Annotated in this window: 15 protein-coding genes, 1 pseudogene and 1 riboswitch; of the genes and pseudogenes, 6 read left to right on the top strand and 10 right to left on the bottom strand. The window is 41.6% G+C overall.

What is annotated here, in order from left to right:
• The first annotated feature begins 183 nt into the window (after window positions 1–183).
• From ACN6MX_RS16165 to metH, 3 genes are all read left to right on the top strand, one after another.
• A complete protein-coding gene (locus ACN6MX_RS16165; protein WP_419959858.1) occupies window positions 184–1,797 on the top strand; it encodes a glycosyltransferase family 4 protein in 1,614 nt (537 codons plus the stop codon).
• An 81-nt stretch (window positions 1,798–1,878) separates the two neighbouring features.
• Window positions 1,879–1,985: riboswitch (SAM riboswitch) on the top strand.
• A gap of 72 nt (window positions 1,986–2,057) precedes the next feature.
• The gene (locus ACN6MX_RS16160) at window positions 2,058–3,917 is read left to right on the top strand and encodes a bifunctional homocysteine S-methyltransferase/methylenetetrahydrofolate reductase (protein WP_419959857.1); all 1,860 of its coding nucleotides are present in this window, start codon (window positions 2,058–2,060) and stop codon (window positions 3,915–3,917) included.
• Window positions 3,898–7,338 (top strand): methionine synthase, encoded by a 3,441-nt coding sequence (gene metH / locus ACN6MX_RS16155; RefSeq protein WP_419959856.1) that lies wholly within the window; start codon window positions 3,898–3,900, stop codon window positions 7,336–7,338. Before ACN6MX_RS16160 ends, metH begins: the two co-directional genes overlap by 20 nt.
• Window positions 7,339–7,417: 79 nt before the next feature.
• Here metH and ACN6MX_RS16150 read toward each other — a convergent pair whose 3' ends face one another.
• Together ACN6MX_RS16150 and ACN6MX_RS16145 are read right to left on the bottom strand one after the other, a co-directional pair.
• Complete coding sequence (locus ACN6MX_RS16150) at window positions 7,418–9,313, bottom strand: collagen-like protein (protein ID WP_419959855.1); 1,896 nt, start codon at window positions 9,311–9,313, stop codon at window positions 7,418–7,420.
• A 396-nt stretch (window positions 9,314–9,709) separates the two neighbouring features.
• Window positions 9,710–10,015 carry a hypothetical protein gene (locus ACN6MX_RS16145; protein ID WP_419959854.1) on the bottom strand — a complete coding sequence of 102 codons (306 nt, stop codon included), beginning with the start codon at window positions 10,013–10,015 and terminating at the stop codon, window positions 9,710–9,712.
• Between the two features lie 266 nt (window positions 10,016–10,281).
• Here ACN6MX_RS16145 and ACN6MX_RS16140 point away from each other — a divergent pair, with 266 nt between their 5' ends.
• Window positions 10,282–11,376, top strand: coding sequence for a glycosyltransferase (locus tag ACN6MX_RS16140; protein ID WP_419959853.1), 1,095 nt, complete (start codon window positions 10,282–10,284; stop codon window positions 11,374–11,376).
• Window positions 11,377–11,841: 465 nt separating this feature from the next.
• On the opposite strand, the gene ACN6MX_RS16135 is transcribed toward ACN6MX_RS16140, so the two are convergent.
• From ACN6MX_RS16135 to ACN6MX_RS16115, 5 genes and pseudogenes are all read right to left on the bottom strand, one after another.
• A complete protein-coding gene (locus ACN6MX_RS16135) occupies window positions 11,842–13,971 on the bottom strand; it encodes a collagen-like protein (protein WP_419959852.1) in 2,130 nt (709 codons plus the stop codon).
• 316 nt (window positions 13,972–14,287) lie between these two features.
• Window positions 14,288–14,595: pseudogene (locus ACN6MX_RS16130) on the bottom strand (glycosyltransferase); the annotation flags it as partial.
• Between the two features lie 191 nt (window positions 14,596–14,786).
• Window positions 14,787–16,880, bottom strand: a complete 2,094-nt coding sequence (locus ACN6MX_RS16125; protein ID WP_419959851.1) for a YVTN family beta-propeller repeat-containing protein — start codon at window positions 16,878–16,880, stop codon at window positions 14,787–14,789.
• A gap of 365 nt (window positions 16,881–17,245) precedes the next feature.
• Entirely contained in the window at window positions 17,246–18,343 is a 1,098-nt protein-coding gene (locus ACN6MX_RS16120) for a glycosyltransferase (protein WP_419959850.1), read from the bottom strand.
• Window positions 18,344–18,393: 50 nt separating this feature from the next.
• On the bottom strand, window positions 18,394–18,873 hold the full coding sequence (locus ACN6MX_RS16115) for a hypothetical protein (RefSeq protein WP_419959849.1): 480 nt from the start codon (window positions 18,871–18,873) through the stop codon (window positions 18,394–18,396).
• Window positions 18,874–18,990: 117 nt separating this feature from the next.
• Here ACN6MX_RS16115 and ACN6MX_RS16110 point away from each other — a divergent pair, with 117 nt between their 5' ends.
• Window positions 18,991–19,218 carry a hypothetical protein gene (locus tag ACN6MX_RS16110; protein ID WP_419959848.1) on the top strand — a complete coding sequence of 76 codons (228 nt, stop codon included), beginning with the start codon at window positions 18,991–18,993 and terminating at the stop codon, window positions 19,216–19,218.
• Window positions 19,219–19,922: 704 nt separating this feature from the next.
• Here ACN6MX_RS16110 and ACN6MX_RS16105 read toward each other — a convergent pair.
• Window positions 19,923–21,296, bottom strand: coding sequence for an exosporium glycoprotein BclB-related protein (locus tag ACN6MX_RS16105; protein WP_419959847.1), 1,374 nt, complete (start codon window positions 21,294–21,296; stop codon window positions 19,923–19,925).
• A 266-nt stretch (window positions 21,297–21,562) separates the two neighbouring features.
• On the opposite strand from ACN6MX_RS16105, the gene ACN6MX_RS16100 reads away from it, so the two are divergent.
• On the top strand, window positions 21,563–22,159 hold the full coding sequence (locus ACN6MX_RS16100) for a TetR/AcrR family transcriptional regulator (protein WP_419959846.1): 597 nt from the start codon (window positions 21,563–21,565) through the stop codon (window positions 22,157–22,159).
• Between the two features lie 49 nt (window positions 22,160–22,208).
• On the opposite strand, the gene tatA is transcribed toward ACN6MX_RS16100, so the two are convergent.
• Complete coding sequence (gene tatA, locus ACN6MX_RS16095; RefSeq protein ID WP_419959845.1) at window positions 22,209–22,412, bottom strand: twin-arginine translocase TatA/TatE family subunit; 204 nt, start codon at window positions 22,410–22,412, stop codon at window positions 22,209–22,211.
• An 83-nt stretch (window positions 22,413–22,495) separates the two neighbouring features.
• Window positions 22,496–24,220: a GMC family oxidoreductase gene (locus tag ACN6MX_RS16090; protein WP_419959844.1), complete on the bottom strand. Its 1,725-nt coding sequence runs from the start codon at window positions 24,218–24,220 to the stop codon at window positions 22,496–22,498.
• Window positions 24,221–24,224 lie beyond the last annotated feature (4 nt).

Raw genomic sequence — 24,224 nt, 5'->3', positions numbered from 1 at the left:
TGAGACAAGTATTGAAGACATACATATAGAGGTAGACCATTAGGAGGTGTTAGTGTAAGATGCTCACATCTAGTTTATGTAGGAGCTTTATAAATGAAATAAAACCTATTGTCCATTTTATAGGGGGCCATGATTTTGTAGAGCCAAGAACTTACGCTTTTAAACAAAGGAGGAGGTGTAAATATGCCAACAAGTTGGTATCAAGCTGTTCCAGCTATTATTGATTTAGTTACGCATGATGGACCTCAGTCAATTCTTGATATAGGAGTGGGATTTGGTAAATACGGAGTCCTACTGCGCGAAGTCTTTGATATACCATATGAACGCTATGATAAAAAATCTTGGCATTTACAACTGGATGGTATCGAAGGATTTGAAGGCTATAATAACCCAATCCATGATCATGTATATAATAGAATGTACTATGGCGATATTTTTTCTGTGTTACCTACCCTAACACAGAAATATGACACACTTCTGTTAATTGACGTATTAGAGCATTTTGATAAAGAAGAAGGCTTACGTTTAATCGATAAATTATTGGAAGTTACAAATAAATCTTTGATTGTATCCACTCCGATTATGCCTGCACCACAAGGAGAATACTTAGGAAATAAACTTGAAACACATAAAAGTCGATGGAATATAGTCGATTTTGTTGATTTTGATTTTCAATTTAGTCAAGTTAAGGTTGGCAATAATGGAGCCAATCTATTTAAATTTTATCCTAGCAATAGAAGAAAGTCCTTTAAAGAGAAGAATAGCTCCATGAAAATCGGCTATCTTTTACCACATCAAAATTTAACTGGTGGACTTAAAATGTTATTGGCACAGATGGAAATGCTGAAAAATAAGGGGCACCATGTTACAGCCTATTTTAGAGGAATGGAAGGGCAACGGGCATTGCCATCATGGACTGATGTAGAAGTGAATCGTGAAGTGATTATCCCACCTTTTGAACCATTTAAAAAATATGTGGAGGATTGTGACATTGTAGTTGCGGGTTGGTTTCCACAGCTATTAGAATTAAAAGATATAAATCCACCTGTTTTCTATTATGAACAAGGGCATGAATTGTTGTTTGGGGATATTCCAGAATACAACAATTTTAATAGTATTAAATCGTACCTGCAGTCATGTTATAAGTCAGATATCCCTATTGCGAGTATCTCGAAGTTTGTATCTCGTATTTTAATGGCTCGATTCGATATAACTTCCGAAGTCATTCCGATTGGAATAGATGTCAATGTATATAAACCAATTGAGAAGAATGAAGATAAAGAGTTACTGACCGTGTTATTAGTTGGCAATCCACATTTACGTTTTAAATCTTTTAATGATGCAATTCAGGCTTTACAAATAGCTTGGGATCGAGGACTGCGTTTTCATGTGAAGTGGGTGTGCCAATCACCACCTACTGTTCATGCGACTTTTCCAATTGAAACGATTATACATCCTAGGCAAGAAGTGCTCATTCAATGTTATCAGGAGGCCGACCTATTTTTGTTCACATCTTGGTATGAGGGATACGGGATGCCCCCATTAGAAGCTATGTCATGTGGAACGCCTGTCATCGCGTCAGATTGTGGAGGAGTAAGGGATTATGCGGTATCTGAGTATAATTGTCTATTAGCTGACCCAGGGGATACGGAACAATTCGCTAATCATTTAGAAAGACTATTAAAAGATAAAGAACTACGGAAATCTCTAAGTGAAAAAGGAAGAGAGACTGCATTGTCACTCCGATATGAAGATTCTATCTTGAAAATTGAGGAATATATGCGTAAATTGATTTGATTTAGATTATTCAAAAAACACCTTGACGCTTTAGTTGAATAAAGGTAGGATTACTGTAGTCACAAAAAACTGAATAGTGAATTCTTATCAAGAGAAGCCGAGGGACTGGCCCTACGACGCTTCAGCAACCAGCCAATTTGGTCAGGTGCTAAATCCAGCAGACTTTGCAAAAGTCTGAAAGATGAGAAGGTGGTATCTTGCATACTCAAAAAGCCTTCTTTTCATGGAAGGCTTTTTTATATGGGAGAGGGTGGATTGAGATGGGTTTATTAGAGAGATTACAGACATCTATATTGACAGCGGATGGAGCGATGGGAACGCTACTTTATTCGTATGGAATTGATTATTGCAATGAGGAATTGAATATTCAGAAACCGGAAATTATTGAGAAGATACATCAGGATTATATTGAGGCCGGAGCAGATATTATTCAAACGAATACGTATGGGGCGAATGCAATTAAATTGGCGCGGTACGGGCTACAAAATCAAGTGAAAGAAATAAATGAAGCAGCAATCCAAATTGCAAAAAGAGCTGCTGCTCCGGGCAATCAATTTGTCCTGGGTACAATCGGGGGGATTCGAGGAATTCGGAAAAGTGATGCCTCGCTCCAAGAGATTATCCATTCACTCGATCAGCAGGCAACCCAGTTGTTAGCAGGATATCCGGATGGCTTATTACTAGAAACCTATTATGATTTGGAAGAACTAAAGACTACTGTGACTTATCTTCGTACACTAACTGATATTCCAATCATTGCCCAAGTATCCATGCATGAACCCGGTATTTTGCAAAACGGCTTACCACTTAATGATGCACTACTTCAGCTTGAAACAATTGGAGCGAACATTGTTGGAGTCAACTGTCGACTCGGTCCCCATCATACAATTCAAGCGTTTGAAGGAGTTAAGCTTCCGGAAAACTCATTCCTTTCTGCTTATCCAAATGCAAGTCTGCTTGATATAGATGAAGGACGAATTGTCTATGAATCCGATGCCGAGTATTTTGGTAAAGCGGCGTTATATCTGAGGGATGCAGGAGTACGATTAATAGGAGGCTGCTGCGGGACGACACCAAAGCATATTGAAGCAGTAAAAAAACATATTGGTCATTTAGCACCTATTACCAGTAAGGTCGTTGAGAAGAGAAAGCCGATTATTATTCAAGATGCAAAGCAGACTAACACACAAGCTCTACATGAGAAAGCGAAAATAGAACGGACGATTATTGTTGAATTAGACACTCCTCGTCACCTTGACACGGCTACATTCATGGAAGGGGCGGAAAAGCTATACGCTGCTGGAATTGATGCAGTGACGATGGCTGACAATTCTTTAGCCTCCCCACGAGTCAGCAATATGGCAATGGGCTCGATGTTAAAGTACGAAAAAAACATTAGACCTCTTGCTCATATTACATGCCGTGACCGTAATTTAATCGGTCTCCAATCTCATTTAATGGGACTGGATGCACTTGGAATTCATGATATTCTCGCTGTAACGGGAGACCCAACGAAAATTGGTGATTTCCCTGGAGCGACAAGTGTTTATGATGTTTCGAGCTTAGAGTTGCTTCAGTTAATCAAACAATTAAACGAAGGTATTTCTTTTTCGGGTAAATCACTTCGTAAAAAGGCAAACTTCTCTGTAGCTGCTGCGTTTAATCCGAATGTTCGTGTGCTTGACCGTGCTGTGAAGCGACTAGAGAAGAAAATTGAGTGTGGAGCAGATTATTTCATCACGCAACCTGTCTACTCAAAAGAAAAAATGCAAGAAATTTACGAGGCAACAAAGCATTTATCAACGCCAATTTTCATAGGAATTATGCCGCTGACCAATAGTCGAAACTCGGAATTCCTACACAATGAAGTGCCGGGCATTAAATTGTCTGAAGAAGTGTTAGAACGGATGCGTTTATGTGGAGAAGATAGAGAGCGTGCTACTGCAGAAGGTATTCAAATTTCGAAGGAATTAATCGATACAGCTGCGGAACTATTTAACGGGATCTATATTATTACGCCATTTTTCCGGTACGATATGTCTCTTGAATTAATTCACTATATTAAAGAGATTGATCGAAAGAAAGAGAGAGAATTCAGCTATGTCCAAACATCTAATTGAGCAACAACTTCAAGAGAGAATACTAATTATCGATGGTGCAATGGGGACGATGATTCAAAATGCGAATCTTAGTCCAGAAGATTTTGGAGGAGACGAATACGACGGCTGTAATGAGTATTTGAATATCGTCAAGCCGGACGTTATTGAACACGTCCATCGTGCGTATTTAGAGGCTGGCGCTGATATTATTTGTACGAATACATTTGGAGGCACGCCAGTCGTGTTAAATGAATATGATCTTAGTGATCAAGCCCATGATATCAACTTTCGAGCTGCCAAGCTTGCTAAAACCTGTGCAGAGGAATTCTCCACACCTGATTGGCCTCGGTTTGTAGCAGGGGCAATTGGACCGACTACAAAAACGTTGTCGGTCACTGGTGGTATCACATTTGATGAACTTACGAACGACTTTTATGTGCAAGCAAAGGCTTTAGTAGAAGGTGGAGTAGATGTTATCTTACTGGAAACAAGCCAGGATATGCTGAATGTAAAAGCTGCAACAATCGGAATCAAACAAGCATTTGAGGAACTGAATAAAGAGCTGCCTATTATGATTTCTGGCACCATTGAACCAATGGGAACGACACTTGCAGGGCAAAGTATTGAAGCCTTTTATATTTCGATTGAACATATTAAACCACTTTCAGTTGGCTTGAATTGTGCGACTGGTCCAGAATTTATGACCGATCATATACGTTCCCTATCTGAGTTATCGGATGGATATGTTAGTTGTTATCCAAATGCAGGCTTGCCAGACGAAGAAGGGCATTATCATGAATCTCCAGAATCACTTTCTAAAAAGCTCCGAGGCTTTGCAGAAAAAGGATGGTTGAATGTTGTTGGTGGATGCTGTGGAACGACTCCTGCCCATATTCAAGCTGTACGTGAAGCAGTAAAGGATCTTGCTCCGCGTAAAACAGCTGCTGAGGTAGGACACGGACATGTCGTATCCGGAATCGAACCTCTTCAATATGATGAAACGATGCGCCCACTCTTCATTGGGGAGCGTACAAATGTAATAGGTTCTCGGAAGTTTAAACGTTTAATAGTAGATGAAAAGTTTGAAGAAGCATCAGAAATTGCACGAGCACAGGTTAAAGGTGGCGCTCACGTTATTGATATTTGCCTTGCAAACCCTGACCGTGATGAACTAGAGGACATGACTAACTTCATGAAAGAAGTAGTAAAAAAAGTTAAAGTGCCACTTGTTATTGATTCGACGGATGAAAAAGTAATAGAAGCAGCACTTAAATATTCCCAAGGAAAAACAATCATCAATTCCATTAACTTAGAGGATGGCGAAGAGCGATTTGAAGCAGTAATGCCTCTAGTGAAAAAATATGGTGCAGCTGTAGTTGTTGGAACCATAGATGAGATTGGTATGGCGGTAACAAGAGAACGTAAGCTTGAAGTTGCACAGCGTTCTTACGATTTATTAGTAAATAAATGGGGACTTGCACCAGAGGATATAATTTTTGATCCACTTGTATTCCCGGTTGGAACAGGGGACCAGCAATACATCGGATCAGCAGTTGAAACGATTGAAGGTATTCGTCTAATAAAAGAAAAGCTGCCACGAGCACTGACTGTTTTAGGAGTAAGTAATGTATCATTTGGTCTTCCACCAGTTGGTCGAGAAGTATTGAATGCTGTCTACTTATACCACTGTACGCAGGCGGGATTGGACTACGCGATTGTAAATACTGAGAAGCTTGAAAGATATGCTTCTATTCCTAAAGAGGAAATCGATATGGCAAATGAGCTTTTATTTACAACGACTGATCAAACACTTGCAGATTTCACCGACTTTTACCGCGATAAACAGAAAGAAAAGACCGAAGATGATATACCAAAAACTGTACCAGAGCGTCTTGCCTATTATGTTATTGAAGGAACGAAAGAAGGGCTTATTCCAGACTTAGAAGCGGCACTTAAAATGTATGATGCACCTTTAGATGTCATAAATGGACCTTTGATGAAGGGAATGGCTGAGGTAGGTCGTCTGTTTAATGAAAACCAGCTAATAGTTGCAGAGGTTCTTCAAAGTGCTGGTGTGATGAAAGCATCTGTCGCATATTTGGAGCAGTTCATGGAGAAAAAAGAGGATGATTCAGGGAAAGGTAAAATCGTCCTTGCGACTGTTAAAGGCGATGTGCATGATATCGGAAAAAACTTAGTAGACATCATATTAAGTAATAATGGATATAAAGTAATTGATGTGGGAATTAAAGTAACGCCAGCCACTTTAATAGAGGTTATTCGGAAGGAAAAACCCGATATGATTGGACTTTCTGGACTTCTTGTCAAATCAGCTCAGCAAATGGTCATCACTGCGCAAGATTTTAAAGAAGCTGGTATTGATGTGCCTATACTTGTAGGTGGAGCAGCGCTTTCTCGTCGTTTCACAGAAACAAAAATTTCTGCTGAATATGATGGACCGGTTCTATATGCGAAGGATGCGATGCAGGGACTAGACCTTGCGAATCGATTGCAGAATGAAGCAGATAAAGAGACTTTATTGGTCGAACTAGGTATTCAACAGGAGAAACGAAAAGTTTCAGAAGCTAATCGCTCAGCTAAGCAGGCGGTGGCTGTTTTAGAAAAACCGGTTAAAACCGTTCGAGAGGATGTCCAGGTATTTGTACCAAAAGGTGTTCGTAAACATGTACTAAAAGATTATTCGGTCGCCCATTTACACCCATATGTGAATATGCGCACGCTAATCGGTCATCATTTAGGGTTAAAAGGCTATAGTGAAAAACTATTAGCGGAGGGTGACGAGCGTGCAACTGGGTTGCATGAATTAGTAACGGAATACTTACAGTCGGATATATTGAAGCCACAAGGGATATATCAATTTTTCCCTGCGCAATCAGATGGAGATGATGTAATTATCTATGACCCAATCGATGCGAAAACCGAAATCGAGCGATTCACATTCCCACGCCAATCCGTTGAGCCATTTCTTTGCTTGGCTGATTATTTAAAAACTGTGGACAGTGGAGAAATGGATTATGTAGCACTAATGCTAGTAACTGCTGGACATGGAGTTCGTGCTGCAGCGGCAAAACTAAAAGACCAAGGCAAGTTTTTAGAAAGTCATGCACTGCAGGCAACTGCGCTTGAATTAGCAGAAGGTTTTGCGGAACGCATTCACCAAGAAATCCGAGACCAATGGGGATTCCCAGATGCAACGGATTTCACAATGCGTGATCGATTTGCTGCAAAATACCAAGGTCAACGCTTCTCCTTCGGCTATCCAGCTTGCCCAAATTTAGATGACCAAGCAAAACTATTTAGTCTGATAGAACCTGAAGATATCGGAGTACTACTTACTGAGGAGTTCATGATGGAACCAGAAGCATCCGTTTCTGCAATCGTTTTTGCGCATCCAGATGCGAGATACTTTGTCGTAGATTAATTAAAAAATACACCGCCAACAGATAGGAATTCTGTAGGTGGTGTATTTTTCTTTCAAGAGTTGTACTTAATATTAGAAACTAATCTAATTTTTTAATGACAACAGATGCGTTTACGTTTGCTTGTGTGCCTCCGACTACACTCGCAAGGCCAACCGCTGCAGCGGAAGTATGATTACGGAGAGTAAGAGTTTGACCAGCTGCAATAGAGAATATTGCTTGCCCGTTGTTTTGCTGCGTTCCTGCACCTGAACCGTAGACTGTCCCAGGAACCTGCACACCATTTAAAAATAGTGCAAATTGATTCGGTTCTGTACCAGATACGGAGAAAGTAACCTCGTAAATTCCAGGAGTCGAAAATAGAATCGAAGGGGTTCCAGGAGCATGTGTAATTCCAGGTGTAAGAATACCATTTGTATCAAAAGGAACATCCGCTTCTATAGCAATCGTTTGAGCAAGTAGGTTATAAATGTACGCGAATTCTGATAATCCTGTTCCAGTAGCCCCCGTAGCGCCAGTAGCTCCAGTAGCGCCCGCCGGCCCAGTGTCGCCTGTTGCCCCAGTAGCTCCAGCAGGCCCAGCTGCGCCGGTATTACCCGTAGCGCCAGTGTCACCTGTAGCACCAACAGGTCCAGTGCCGCCGGTAGCACCAGTGTCACCTGTAGCACCAGCAGGTCCAGTGCCGCCAGTAGCACCAGTATTTCCGGTAGCGCCAGTGTCACCTGTAGCACCAGCAGGTCCAGTGCCGCCGGTAGCACCAGTGTCACCTGTAGCACCAGCAGGTCCAGTGCCGCCAGTAGCACCAGTATTTCCGGTAGCGCCAGTGCCGCCAGTAGCGCCGGTATTTCCGGTAGCGCCAGTAGGTCCAGTGCCGCCAGTAGCACCAGTATTTCCGGTAGCGCCAGTGCTGCCAGTAGCACCGGTATTTCCGGTAGCGCCAGTGTCACCTGTAACGCCAGTAGGTCCAGTGCCGCCGGTAGCACCAGTGTCACCTGTAGCACCAGCAGGTCCAGTGCCGCCAGTAGCACCAGTATTTCCGGTAGCGCCAGTGCCGCCAGTAGCACCAGTATTTCCGGTAGCGCCAGTGCCGCCAGTAGCACCAGTATTTCCGGTAGCGCCAGTGCCGCCAGTAGCACCAGTATTTCCGGTAGCGCCAGTGCCGCCAGTAGCACCAGTATTTCCGGTAGCGCCAGTGCCGCCAGTAGCACCAGTATTTCCGGTAGCGCCAGTGCCGCCAGTAGCACCAGTATTTCCGGTAGCGCCAGTGCCGCCAGTAGCACCAGTATTTCCGGTAGCGCCAGTGCCGCCAGTAGCACCAGTATTTCCGGTAGCGCCAGTGCCGCCAGTAGCACCAGTATTTCCGGTAGCGCCAATGTCACCTGTAACGCCAGTATTTCCGGTAGCGCCAGTGCCGCCAGTAGCACCGGTATTTCCGGTAGCGCCAGTGTCACCTGTAGCACCAGCAGGTCCAGTGCTGCCAGTAGCACCGGTATTTCCGGTAGGTCCAGTGCCGCCGGTAGCACCAGTATTTCCAGTAGCGCCCGCCGGCCCAGTGCCGCCGGTAGCACCAGTATTTCCAGTAGCGCCCGCCGGCCCAGTGCCGCCGGTAGCACCAGTATTTCCAGTAGCGCCCGCCGGCCCAGTGCCTCCCGTAGCACCAGTATTTCCAGTTGGACCACTTCCAGTAGTAATTTGAGCCACTTGTTTCAATTTACTATCTAATAACAGTTCTTTTTTCATCGCTAACTCGAGCGTATCTTGAACGCTCGTATTCACTTGTAATATATCCTCTAAAGTAGCGGGCGGGGATAAGCCGGGTAATGTGCCAAGTGCATACTGAATTTTTTCTCCTTCGGCATTGATGATATGGGCTAGTCCTAACTCTTCCATCGCAATGGAAGCTAAGAGTAGGTTAATTGCATCATCCCTTGTGACTGTAATGGTAGGTGAAATATTGGGGATATTTGGTTGAGACATTTGTTCTCTCCTTATAATTTATTGAACAACAATCTGCTATATCGAACATGATAAAACAAAGGTTGCTCTGTTAATAATCTATTCAAGGGAGTAGAAAGGAGATAAGTCAGATGCCTCTTATGTATTAAATAAAGCAGAAAAAATATAGCTTTTTATTAAAAGAATGGGCAAAAAGCATCCATACTTCAAGGGAATTAGAATTGAGAGAATGAATTGCCTTTTTATATGGAGGACTAATTGTTACTTTGATAGCCTGATTATGAAAAATCAACCCATTGCTGAACTGCACATTTCTTATCGAATTATGACTAGAAGGAAAACCATTTTAGAGGGTGATTACAATAATTAAAAAGAACCTAAATTAAGACTCCAGAGAACGATACTGGAGTCACCTATTCACGGCGTAGGAGGAATAGAATTAATTACTTCTTTTAATTTACTTGTTAACAGCAATTCTTTTTTAATTACCAAATCGAGCATATCTTCAACGCTGTCATTTACTGCTAATATTTGGTCTAATGTAGCTCTTGGAGTCAATCCAGGTATGGTACCAAGAACATATTGAATTTTTTCTGCTTCCGCATTAATGATGTGAGCGAGTCCTAATTCTTCCAAAGCAATGGAAGCCAAGAGTAGGTTAATCACATCATCCCTATCGATTGTAATAGTAGGGGTGATGTTAGGAATATTCGGTTGGGACATACAACATCTCTCTTTCTTTGTTTTATTGAACAACCCAGTATTCCAAAGAGTTCACAAGCATTATAAGGTGTACGGGTTGTTCTATCTACAGTCTATTCAAAGTATCATGAAAGGGTTTGTGTTATTACGTTTCTTTAAGATGTATCTTGAAAAGTTATTTGAACTAAGGGAATTACCTATTATGCAAGGATTCATATTAACTTGGTTCCCAAATATTTTAAAACACCATATATTATTATAATTTTCTAATTTGGTGGTGATGAAGTATGTGTACAATAACTCTTTGTATGATCGTGAAAAATGAGGAAGAGGTATTACATCAATGTTTAAGCAGTGTAAAGGAAATTTGTGATGAAATAATTATTGTGGATACAGGTTCGACAGATAAGACAAAGGAAATTGCAAAGGGGTTCACGGAAAAGGTTATCGATTTTCAATGGATTAATGATTTTTCTGCTGCAAGAAATTTTGCATTCAGTCATGCAACAATGGACTATATCTTATGGTTAGATGCGGATGATATTTTACTAAAAGAGGACCTTCAAAAATTTAAAACTCTAAAAAAGGATTTAGATGTTTCAATTGATGCAGTATCGATGATTTATCATACTGCCTTTGACGAATATGGCAATCCAACCTTTAGTTTTAGAAGAAACCGTTTAGTTAAAAGAGAGAACAACTTTAAATGGATTGGTCCTGTCCATGAATATTTAGAAGTTGGTGGGAATATTTATACTGCAGATATAGCGATAACTCATCGTAAAAGCGATAAGAATTACCAATCTATTCAAAGCGATAGAAACCTGAAAATCTATGAAGAACGTTTGGAAAGTGGAGAAGAATTCACACCAAGAGATTTATATTATTATGCAAATGAATTAAAAGATCACGCTCAGTTTCAAAAATCGACTCTTTATTATCAAGCATTCTTAGCGACAAAAAAAGGTTGGGTTGAGGATGAAATCCGAGCTTGTATAAACATGGCAGAGTGTTACAGAAACCTTGGCAATGTAGAAAAAGAAAAGGAATCACTAGTCATGTCTATTTGTTATGATGTTCCACGCCCAGAGGTTTCTTGTAGATTAGGAGATCTTTATAAAGGTAAAAGGAATTTTAAAAAGGCCATAATATGGTACCGCTTAGCCCTCGAAATAGTGGAAGATGATCATCAAGGATTTAAGCAAGAGGCTTACTCAACCTGGTATCCACACCTTCAGTTATGTGTGTGTTATTGGGAAATAGGTGACATCGGACTTGCGGAAGAACATAATACTCAAGCTAAAAAATTTCGACCGAATGACTCTAAAGTAAAATATAATGAGGAGTTTTTTAAAAACTATAAAAAAAATACAAAGGGATAATTTGTACCTTCTAAGATGTTGGGAAGTGCCCTAAATCACTTTGCTCTTCATGCAACATCCTGCGTTTCATAGAAACACAGGATGTTTATAAATGAACAATAATTTAACATGGGACAAGTTAAAAAAACATAACGAAATCAACGTCGTTGAAAAGCATAATTTCTCGCCTTTGCAAAATCATGCACCCATTCAAAATCATATTTATGCTGGGGATACTTTTTACACACCCCTTTCGTTTGATCGGTTGAACCTGTATAAGCAACAAAAGATTTCATTTTGTGGTTGGATGCGGATGATGTATTTTTGCTAGAAGATCAAGAAATATAAAAAGAATGAAAAATGAATCTCGATTTACGACGGACTCTGTGAAAGAGAGATTACTTAATTGCTTCCTATTAAATAGAGGACTCAAAGTTTATTGTTTTATTATTGGGGGTGGCAAGGCAAGTGCCACCCCCTTGTATTTTACTGAACTTCAATAATCGAAACAGAACCATCAGACAAAGTGGTAGTTGCAGATCCATTATAAATAAAATCTAATGTAATGGCACCTGCGGTAGCATTAGCTAAGAACGTACCTGATACGCTAACATTGGCATCTAAAGTTCCAGTAACTGATTTACCTGAAAAACGACTCTCAAATACCGTATTAAATCTTGGTGTAACAGTAATATTTCCGATTAAAGAACTAGTTGCTCTGAATGTATACGAAACCAAATAAATGTGCCCAGTTGCTAGTACAAAGGTTGTGTTTGTAGGGTGAGAAATGTCAGAGCCATTAATAAACGTGGTTGAATACGAAATGGCTGTGCCATTTGCTACAGATGTTACATTAACACTAAATAGTCCGTTTTGTATTGTAGCAGTAGCCCCAGTAGTTCCCGTAGCGCCAGTATTCCCAGTAGCCCCAGTAGCACCAATAGTTCCTGTAGCCCCAGTAGGTCCAGTGGCCCCAGTATTCCCGGTAGGGCCAGTAGCCCCAGTAGTTCCCGTAGCGCCAGTATTCCCAGTAGCCCCAGTAGCACCAATAGTTCCTGTAGCCCCAGTAGGTCCAGTGGCACCAGTATTCCCAGTGGTTCCGGTAGCCCCAGTAGCACCAATAGTTCCTGTAGCCCCGGTAGGTCCAGTGGCCCCAGTATTCCCAGTGGTTCCTGTAGCCCCGGTAGCCCCAGTAGCCCCAGTAGCCCCAGTAGCCCCAGTAGCCCCAGTAGCACCAATAGTTCCTGTAGCCCCAGTAGGTCCAGTGGCCCCAGTATTCCCAGTTGTACCGGTATCCCCTGTAGCTCCTGTTGCACCAGTAGTGCCAGCAGGTCCAGTGTCTCCGGTAGGTCCAGTGGCCCCAGTATTCCCGGTAGCGCCAGTAGCCCCAGTATTCCCAGTTGTGCCGGTATCCCCTGTAGCTCCTGTTGCACCAGTAGTGCCAGCAGGTCCAGTGTCTCCGGTAGCTCCAGTGGCCCCAGTATTCCCGGTAGCGCCAGTAGCCCCAGTATTCCCAGTTGTACCGGTATCCCCTGTAGCTCCTGTTGCACCAGTAGTGCCAGCAGGTCCAGTGTCTCCGGTAGCTCCAGTAGGTCCAGTAGGTCCAGTAGGTCCAGTGGCCCCAGTATTCCCAGTTGTGCCGGTATCCCCTGTAGCTCCTGTTGCACCAGTAGTGCCAGCAGGTCCAGTGGCCCCAGTATTCCCAGTGGCCCCAGTATTCCCAGTTGTGCCGGTATCCCCTGTAGCTCCTGTTGCACCAGTAGTGCCAGTAGCCCCAGTGTCTCCGGTAGCCCCAGTAGGTCCAGTGTCGCCTGTAGCGCCCGTAGCTCCAACAGGTCCAGTGTCTCCAGTAGCCCCAGTATTCCCAGTTGTGCCGGTATCCCCAGTGGCCCCAGTATTCCCAGTTGTGCCGGTATCCCCAGTAGCCCCAGTAGGTCCGGTGTCACCTGTAGCGCCCGTAGCTCCAGCAGGTCCAGTAGCCCCAGTAGGTCCGGTGTCGCCTGTAGCGCCCGTAGCTCCAGCAGGTCCAGTAGCCCCAGTAGGTCCGGTGTCGCCTGTAGCGCCCGTAGCTCCAACAGGTCCAGTGGCCCCAGTATTCCCGGTAGCGCCAGTAGCCCCAGTAGGTCCGGTGTCGCCTGTAGCGCCCGTAGCTCCAACAGGTCCAGTGGCCCCAGTATTCCCGGTAGCGCCGGTAGCGCCAGTAGCCCCAGTATTCCCAGTTGTGCCGGTATCCCCTGTAGCTCCTGTTGCACCAGTAGTGCCAGCAGGTCCAGTGTCTCCGGTAACACCAGTTACACCGGTTGGACCAGTAACTCCACTTCCAGAAGTAATTTGAGTTACTTGTTTCAATTTACTTTCTAATAGTAGTTCTTTTTTTATCGCCATTTCAAGCGTATCTTGAACACTGTCATTAACTTGTAAAATCTCCTCTAGCGAAGCTGATGTGGATAAGCCAGGTATTGTGCCGAGTGCATATTGTATTTTTTCCCCTTCGGCATTAATGATATGTGCTAGTCCCAACTCTTCCATGGCTATAGAAGCTAAGAGTAAGTTAATAGCATCATCCCTCGTGATTGAAATGGTAGGGGAAATATTGGGGATATTTGGTTGCGACATTTGATCTCTCCTTTATAATTTATTTGGAACAATCTGGTATACCTTACATGGTGAAACAAAGATTGCTCTCTTATAATCTATTCAGGTGTGGAGAGAGGGGATAAGCTAAATATCTCTTGTGTTGTTAATAAAGCAGATAATAGAAAGACCTTAAAAAGAATATGTTTACCGTGAGAAATGAGATGTAAGTAGTGAACGTGAATTTTGGGAAGTGTTGCATATGAAGTGGATAACTCGATGATAAACAGGAAGTTCTCGTTGAGTTATGCCCCAATAAATAGGAAGATTATAATGGTCAAAGAAACATAAAAAAAGACTCTGGTAGAGATTGTTTTATCTGCAATAACTTCTGAAGATCTTTAGGTAAAACATAGTCTGCATCTAACCACGGGATGTAGTCCATTGTAGCTTCTGTAAAGGAACGATTTTTAGCTAATGAGAAATTGTTAATCCACTCAAACTCGATGATATGAGGAGTCCACTTGCTTGCGACTTCTTTGGGATTGTCTGTCGATCCAGTATCCACGATGATGATTTCATCTACAGCATCCCGAATGGATTGTAAGCATCGTTCCAAGGTTCTAGTTCGTTTTTCACGATCATGCAAAGGCTAATTGTAATCATTTTGTCACCTTTATATGGCGTACATGCAATACTATATGCTCTCCAAAGCAGCGAGACACGGTAAATCAAATGATTCGGAATTGTAGAAATCAATAAACGACAGTGACCAGTTTGCGCGACACAAACTGGTTACTGTTCACGTGTATGAGGAACAAAATAGGATTCGTGTTTGGCATTTCATGAACTTCCCGTTAAGGATTCAGTGATACTCCCGCAGGGTTGGTACCAACTGGAATGGTGGCTATGACGGTATTAGTATTTCCGTCGATGACGGAGATATTGTTACTGATCTGGTTTGCTACGTAAATCCCATTTGTTAGAGGATTCACAGCTAATCCCAAAGGGGTGTTACCCACTGTAATGGTGGCTATTACGGTATTGGTATTTCCGTTAATGACGGAGACATTGTTGGTGGCAGTATTTGTCACGTAAATTAGGTTTGTATTAGGATTCACCACTACACCACCTGGCTGAGTACCCACCGGGATGGTAGCTATGACGGTATTGGAAAGTCCGCTAATGACGGAGACATTGTTGCTGACACTGTTTGCCACATAAATCCGGTTGGTGATAGGATTCGCGGCTACACCCAATGGCTGAGTACCCACGGGGATGGTGGCTATGACGGTATTAGTAAGTCCACTAATGACGGAGACATTGTTACTGACCGCGTTTGCCACGTAAATTCGGTTGGTTGTAGGATTCACCCATGCACCAAAAGGCCCAGTACCCACGGGGATGGTGGCTATGACGGTATTGGAAAGTCCGCTAATGACAGAGACATTGTTACTGTTCAAATTTGTCACATAAATTAGGTTTGTATTAGGATTCACCCTTGCACCCAATGGATTAATCCCCACTGTAACGGTGGCGATGACGGTATTGGTATTTCCGTCAATGACAGAAACATTGTTCGTGCCCTCATTTGCCACATAAATTCGGTTGGTGGTGGGATTCACATCGACACCAATTGGCAAAGAACCCACTGTAACGGTGGCTATGACGGTATTGGTATTTCCATTAATGACGGAGACATTGTTACTGGCCTCGTTTGTCACGTAAATGAGGTTTACGGAAGAAGGGGTCCCAGATCCAGTTGCACCCGTCGATCCGGTAGCACCAGTTGCTCCAGTGCCTCCGGTAGCCCCAGTAGGTCCAGCGGGTCCGCTAGCGCCCGTAGCTCCAGCAGGTCCAGTGTCTCCAGTAGCGCCAGTAGGTCCAGCAGGTCCGCTAGCGCCCGTAGCTCCAGCAGGTCCAGTGTCTCCAGTAGCGCCAGTAGGTCCAGCAGGTCCAGTGCCTCCGGTAGCGCCAGTAGGTCCAGCGGGTCCGCTAGCGCCCGTAGCTCCAGCAGGTCCAGTGTCTCCAGTAGCGCCAGTAGGTCCAGCAGGTCCAGTGCCTCCGGTAGCGCCAGTAGGTCCAGCGGGTCCGCTAGCGCCCGTAGCTCCAGCAGGTCCAGTGTCTCCAGTAGCGCCAGTAGGTCCAGCGGGTCCGCTAGCGCCCGTAGCTCCAGCAGGTCCAGTGTCTCCAGTAGCGCCAGTAGGTCCGGTGTCGCCTGTAGCGCCCGTAACTCCAGCAGCCCCAGTGTCTCCAGTAGGTCCAGCAGGTCCAGTGCCTCCGCTAGCGCCCGTAACTCCAGCAGGTCCAGTGTCTCCAGTAGCCCCAGTAGGTCCGGTGTCGCCTGTAGCGCCCGTAACTCCAGCAGGTCCAGTGTCTCCAGTAGCGCCAGTAGGTCCAGCAGGTCCAGCAGGTCCAGTGCCTCCGGTAGCGCCAGTAGGTCCAGCGGGTCCGCTAGCGCCCGTAGCTCCAGCAGGTCCAGTGTCTCCAGTAGCTCCAGTAGGTCCGGTGTCGCCTGTAGCGCCCGTAACTCCAGCAGGTCCAGTTTCGCCTGTAGCGCCCGTAACTCCAGCAGGTCCAGTGTCTCCAGTAGCCCCAGTAGGTCCAGTGTCTCCGGTAACACCAGTAACACCGGTTGGACCAGTAACTCCACTTCCAGAAGTAATTTGAGTTACTTGTTTCAATTTACTATCTAATAATAGTTCTTTTTTTATCGCCAATGACAGCGTATCTTGAACGCTGTCATTCACTTGTAAGATTTCCTGTAAAGAAGCCGGTGCTGTCAATCCAGGTATTGTGCCGAGTGCATATTGTATTTTTTCTCCTTCGGCATTAATGATATGTGCTAGTCCCAACTCTTCCATGGCAATAGAAGCTAAGAGTAAGTTAATAGCTTCATCCCTCGTGATTGAAATGTTAGGGGAAATATTAGGAATATTTGGTTGCGACATTTGCTCTCTCCTTTATAATTTATTTGGAACAATCTGGTATAACCACATGGTGAAACAAAGATTGCTCTGTTAATAATCTATTCAGGTGTGGAGAAAAGGGATAAGCTAAGTGTCTCTTGTGTTGTTAATAAAGCAGATAATAGAAAAGCCTTTTATAAAAAAATAGGGAGTATATGTTTACCTTGAGTAATGAGATGTAAGTGTTTGGGGGAGTGTTGCATATGAAGTGGATAGCCCGATGATAAACAGGGGAGTTCTCGTGAGATTTTGCACTAATAAATAGGAAGATTATAATGTTCAAAAAAACATAAATAAAGACTCTGGTACAATACCAGAGTCATCTTTTTATTGCCTAAGTTATAGTTTTAAATACTTGTATTATTTTCCAACTCTAATTTATCTTTATATTCCTTTTCGTATAGATAAGCTTCATGTGCTTCATCCATCATTCCTAATTGTTCCAAACATAATCCTTTATATTTCCACGCTTTAAAGCTACCCATTCCCTTTAAAATAAGATGTTTTGTATGGTGATCACCTAGTTCAAGACATTTTTCAAAAGCCTGTAGCGCTTCCGTATAATTTTTCATTTTATATAAAATGTAGCCCTTATAAAAATGTAAATCTACATAATCAGGGTAAAGAAGGATCGCCTTCTCGATACTTGGCCATGCTCCGTCTAGACTATCAGTTTCTATTAATATCGCATATTTTAATTTGTAAAGAAGGGAAGGAGGTTTCTGACTTTGTTGTAAAAAAAGTAAGATGGACTGATTTACAAAATGAAATGCTTGTTGATATTTTCCTTGTCTATAAGTTTCACTAGCCAGATGGTATTCTATCCAGGGACTATGTGTTGAATCTGACAATTCTTGTTCCAAAAGATTAATATTTCGTTGCCCCTTTTGTTTCATTTCCACTATATCCTGCAAATAACCATAATGATGAATAGATACTGGAATGCTTTCAATGTCTTTCTCCGTTATTTCCGCAGGAAGAAGAGGTGTCTCATGTATACGGTTATGGAATGTAATATTTTTGTAATTTCTAAATAAGCGCAGCTGGTGTATCAAATAAGCATTACTTTTATCAACTGGTATTGTTTTTCCATAATAATTAAAGACAGTTAGAGAAAGTAGATGGGCATTCGTATTTGCTAGAGCTTCTGGAATTTTGGATTTTGTGGTGGCATCTAATTCTTCATCTGCATCTAACCATAAAATCCAGTCACCCGTTGAAAGTGATAATCCATAATTTCGTGCATCCGCAAAATCATCTTTCCACTTATAAGAATAAACTTTAGCACCATGGTTCTCACATATTTCAATTGTTTGATCAGAAGAACCTGTGTCTACGATGATAATCTCACCAGCTAGTCCCTTTACACTTTCTAAACAACTATTAATACAATGAGCTTCATCTTTCACAATCATACACAAGGTAATAGTAGGGAAAGCATTCATATACTCACCTCCTAATTTTAATTGATCTTATAAGATGCTCTGAATTCCCCCTACCCAGTGATGGAATAATCTTTTGACAACCATGGAGGAGGAGCATGAAGGTTTGATTCTACAATGGTAGGTGTAGAAAAAGAACTTAAATAATATTGTTGAATCTGTTCTAACGTGTTTACGCATTGTATTTTGTAATTTTCGTTCAGAAAAGAATATTGTCCAACTTCTTTCTTTAATTGTTGAAGTAGAGGCAAAACCTCTCTTGATTGTTTATCATCAAAAGTTTGATGGGATAATTTTTCGTGTGAAGTTTTAGGATATAATATTCTTTTTGAAAAAATGGATACATGTAAAGTCCACAATAAAGAGATGGAGGTCATAACATTCCGTTCCATTTGATTGCTTTTTTCTATAGATAAGAATTCTTGAGTTAAAAGGGAGTCGAATGTTTTAGTAAGAAAAAGTAAAAAAGAACGAAAGAAGTTAATGTACTCTAGTTCTCTTTTTTTATGAGCATTGACATAATCCATTTTCATTTGGGCTGTGTTCTCCTTTCCTTTTGAAACTGTATTAACATACTGGAACAAGTATATCTTTCCTTAAACATATCATCCCATTCTTCTGTCCTGGCAATGCTTACAAGGATTTTTACTATGATGTTGATGCTTACAACGATTCTTACAGCAATCATTGCAACATTCATCTATACTATGATGCTTACAACGATCCTTACAGCAATCATTGCAACATTCATCTATACTATGATGCTTACAACGATCCTTACGGCAATCATCGCAACGTTCATCTTTACTATGATGCCTACAATGATTATTATGGCGATTATCGCAACATTCATCTTTACAATGTGCTTTTCGATCTAACTCCACAACATCCTCTAGTTTAAATTCAAGCAAAATTTGCGATTTGACTACCGTGCGGAGTGTCTTATTTATGCTTTCATTGATATCCAAATAGTCATCTAAACATTTGGGGCAGGATTTTAGAAATAGTTGAAGTTTTTCTCCTTCTGCATTTAGAATATGAGATAAACTAATTTCCTCTAAGGCTATTGAGGATAAAAGAAGATTGATTGTGTCACAACGATTTAAGGAAATTAATGGAGTAATGTTAGGAATATTAGGAAGAGACATAAAGACTCACCACTTTCTCATTATTTAATATCATAAGTAAATAGGTAGGATAAAATATCATTGTCTTTTTTTATTTATTTGGTTATCTTGAAATACAACTGATTTACAGATACTTATAAAAACTTATTGATTTCTAAAGAACCAAGACGTGATAATCACCCAACTATATAACATTGTATTCAAAAAAAATTAATGAGTGCTAGTATGAAAAAAACTGTCTAAATTTTTTCATTATTTATATGGTAGGTTGTTTCTTCTTAAAAAATATCGTTTGTTATTAAAGGTTCTCACCAACTGCTTCATAATTTAAAGGTAGCTGAATGTTTTTGAAAGAAATTCATAATTGATGAAGGTCATAGTAAACTGTGGAGACAATTAAAAAAGGGAAGTATTGAAAACCTTCCCTTTTTAATAGGCGATGCTTCTATTTTGAGTTAACTAATTGCAACTCCTGCGCTTGCATAACCCGCAACAACTGCAGCAAGAGGAATACCAGATGTAACATTTGCGGAAAAAACCATTAATAGACGAGTTTGTGCTGTTACTGGTATAGCTAATCCAGTAGTAATACCATTGCTAATAGTTCCCAATGACACTGCACCTGTTAGAGTTGGTGCTAATGTTACAACAGCGCCTGGAATTGGACTGAAGATGTTATTTGGTGTGGTTGAACTATATAATTGTGCTGTAATCGTTACAGTCGATCCTAAAAGAGCCAATGCCGCTGTAGTGCTAAAGTATGCAGATATTGATGTAATTGTTCCGGCACGAGGAGCTGAAAATGCAAAGTTAAGAAGTGTGCCTCCAGCACCTGTAAGATCTATTGTACCTCCAGCAACACTAATATTATTAGCAGAATTTCCGAATCCAACAATGCTTGACGTATTAAGAAGACCACCTAGAACAGTAGTGAGCACAGAAGGGAGACCAGATGCATATGGAATTATAGCACCAGATCCAGGTGCACCCGTAGCGCCAGTAGGTCCGGTTCCACCAGTAGCTCCAGCCGTGCCGGTGTCGCCAGTAGGTCCGGTTCCACCAGTAGCCCCAGCCGGTCCAGTGTTGCCAGTAGGTCCAGTTTCACCGGTAGCTCCAGCCGTTCCGGTGTCGCCAGTAGGTCCGGTTCCACCAGTAGCCCCAGCCGGTCCAGTGTTGCCAGTAGGTCCAGTTCCACCGGTAGCTCCAGCCGTTCCGGTGTCGCCAGTAGGTCCGGTTCCACCAGTAGCCCCAGCCGGTCCAGTGTTGCCAGTAGGTCCGGTTCCACCAGTAGCCCCAGCCGTTCCGGTGTCGCCAGTAGGTCCGGTTCCACCAGTAGCCCCAGCCGGTCCAGTGTTGCCAGTAGGTCCGGTTCCACCAGTAGCCCCAGCCGGTCCAGTGTTGCCAGTAGGTCCAGTTCCACCGGTAGCTCCAGCCGTTCCGGTGTCGCCAGTAGGTCCGGTTCCACCAGTAGCCCCAGCCGGTCCAGTGTTGCCAGTAGGTCCAGTTCCACCAGTAGCGCCAGTAGCTCCGGTTCCTGTAGTGATTTGAGTAACTTGTTTCAATTTGCTATCCAATAATAGTTCTTTTTTTATCGCCAACTCGAGCGTATCTTGAACACTGTCATTCACTCGTAAGATATTCTCAAACGAAGCTGGTGTGGTCACGCCAGGTAATGTGCCGAGTGCAAACTGAATTTTTTCTCCTTCAGCATTAATAATATGCGCTAAACCTAGCTCTTCCATGGCAATGGATGCTAAGAGAAGGTTAATTGCATCATCCCTAGTAATCGTTATGCTAGGCGAAATATTAGGAATATTGGGTTGTGACATTTTATCTCTCCTTTATAATTTTTTGAACAATTCTGTATATCGCAAAAGATAAAACAGTGTTGTCCTATCAATAATCTATTCAACTAAAGAGAAAGGAGATAAGGTAAATGACTCTAGTGTTATTAATAAAGTATAGAAAAATCCTTATATTTGTGAGGTGCTTTCTTAATTAAATATAGGAGCATGGACGAACTTAAAAGAGATTGGTTCAAGGGTGACTAATCATGTATAATTTTCACTATGCATAAAAAAAAGGGGGATTGCTTATGAATTCAGAAAATCATTCGATGGGGGATAGAAGAATTCGGAGAACAAAGAATCTCTTTAAAGAGCATTTTATCCAGCTAGTTAAAGAAAAAGGATATAAAAATGTAACGGTCACCGATATAGTGGAAAAGGCAGACTATAATAGAAGCACCTTCTATTTGCATTTTAAGGATAAGGAAGATTTAGCGGAAGAATTGGTTACGGAAATTTTAGCAGAGTTAGAAGCAGCATTTCATCAACCTTTTTTAGATACGAAGATTATTAAATATGATCTTATTTTACCTTCATCTAATGCCTTTTTTAGGCATTTTTATAATAATAGGGATTTTTATCGTTTATTAAACTTGGAAGATTCCATCCCTAGTTTGAAAGAAAAATTCTTTTTGAAGTTTAAAGATGTATTCGAAGGAATCACATATATAAATGAAGCAAATGAAGGTATTGTGCTAGAGCACTTTAATACGTATAAAATGTATGGTTCTTACGGGGTTATTCTTGAATGGATAAACGATGGCTGTAAACAAACGCCAGAGGAAATTGCGGATAATCTGTTAGAAATATTTAAAACCAATTCCATTTCATTTCGATTCAAATAGAGTATATAAAAAAGTTGGTCTTGACGGATGTCAGGACCAACCAAAATTATTATTTCTTATCTAAATCTACTTCAGATGCTTCGACTTTCTGAGCATCTTTTTCTTCATCATTTATAATATCTCGAGTTGAGGTTTTGAATTCTTTTAATGTTTGTCCAACCGCTTTGCCTAGTTGAGGTAATTTAGATGGACCAAAGATAATCAAAGCAATAATTAATACAAGTATTAAACCAGGTACTCCTATGTTTGGCATAGAATTTCCTCCTTCTATATGTAGAATCGTTATTAATATAACACATTCTGGGCAAAAATGATGGTTCTAAACCTGCGAATGCATTATTTAGTTGAAACTAATGGACCGCCGCCGTTTTTCAAGTACTCGATCATGCCTTCTGCTGCTCGGTAAGCTAATGCACCAACAGTTGGTGTTGGATTCGTCGGACCAAAGTGAGGGAATGCCGAAGCTCCACAAACGAATAAATTTTCTACATCCCACATTTGCAAGTAATTATTAACAGCAGAGTTTTTTGGGCTATCTCCCATAATTACACCACCACCATCATGTTGGAAAGTGAATCTTCCACCAAAATGTTCAGCCATTGGGATTGTATCGATAATGTCTGCACCCATTTCTTTTACTACTTCATTACATTTTTCTACTAAAAATTCATTACGTTTATGGTCCATCTCTGTATAATCGAATGTTACGCGAATCAATGGATCTCCATAATCATCTGTGTACGTTGGATCTAAGTCTAGATAATGATCTTTGTGCGGTAATATAGCTCTTTGAGATACAACAGTTAGGCTACGGTAGAAATAATGTAAAGAGTTTTTCTTAAATTCTTTACCCCATGTTGGTGTACCAAAAGGAGCAGGGTTATTAGCAATTGGTTCATTGCCCATTAAATGCATTTCAATCTGACCACCATGGATGAAATCAAGATTAGCATGATCAAAGTTATCTGCATTAAAGTCATTGTAAGCAGAACCTAAAGCACCTGTACCGATGTAACTATTGAATTTCTTCTCTTCGAAATAACCAATTGCCCCAGTAATAGTATGGTGATCTGTATAGTTTTTACCGATAATGCCTTCACCGGTTTTTGGATTATATGGCTTACCTATACCAGACAATAATAATAAGCGAACATTATTAAAGATATAACTAGTTAAAACAACAAGGTCTGCTGGTTGTTCAAATTCCTCACCAGTTCTTGTATCTCTGTATAAAACACCAGTCGCTTTCGTCCCATCGTATAATACACGTGTAACGATAGAATTTGTACGTAGTTCAAAGTTACCTGTTTTCTTTGCAGTTGGGATTACAGTTACAATTGGATCTGCTTTTGCTCCATACTCACAACCATAGTTACCACAAAATGCACAGTATTGGCATGCATTTAGCGTTTCACCATCTGGATTTGTATAGCTTTCTGAAACGTTTGCTGTTGGAACTACAAATGGGTGATACCCAAGTTTCTCGGCAGCTTCATGAAACATTTTCATTTGAGGTAATTTTTTTAATGGAGGTGTTGGGTAATCGACTGAACGATGTCCTGCTAACGGATCGGGTTCCCCAGAAATACCAGCCATTTGTTCGAATTTGGAATAGTATGGTTCGATTTCATCGTATGTAATACCCCAGTCTTGAATAGTAACATCTGTAGGGATTTTACTTTCACCATATTTTTCAATCGTTTGGCTACGAATCTGAAAATCATATGGGAAATAGCGATATGTTTGACCGCCCCAGTGTGCTCCGCCGCCGCCAGTACCAGTTCCTACTACGAATGCACCTTCATCACGTACGGGTTTTGCATTATCATTTAATGTATTACGGAAAGTAATTGTATCTTTATTTAACTTTTGCATTAACTCTTTATGGATATTATATTTTAATTCATCATGACCATGTAAATAATCTTCGATTGATCTTTCTACTCCGCGTTCTAATCCAACAACATGGAAGCCGGCTTTTGTAAGTTCAGCAGCAACAATACCGCCTGTCCAGCCCATCCCTGTTGTTACAACGTCAACTTTAGGTAATTTTGTAACCATTATA

The organism is Psychrobacillus sp. BM2, assembly GCF_048572895.1.
Classification (GTDB): Bacteria; Bacillota; Bacilli; order Bacillales_A; family Planococcaceae; genus Psychrobacillus.
The sequence above is the reverse complement of the archived record's forward strand: the minus strand, read 5'-3'. Positions and strand labels throughout refer to the sequence as shown.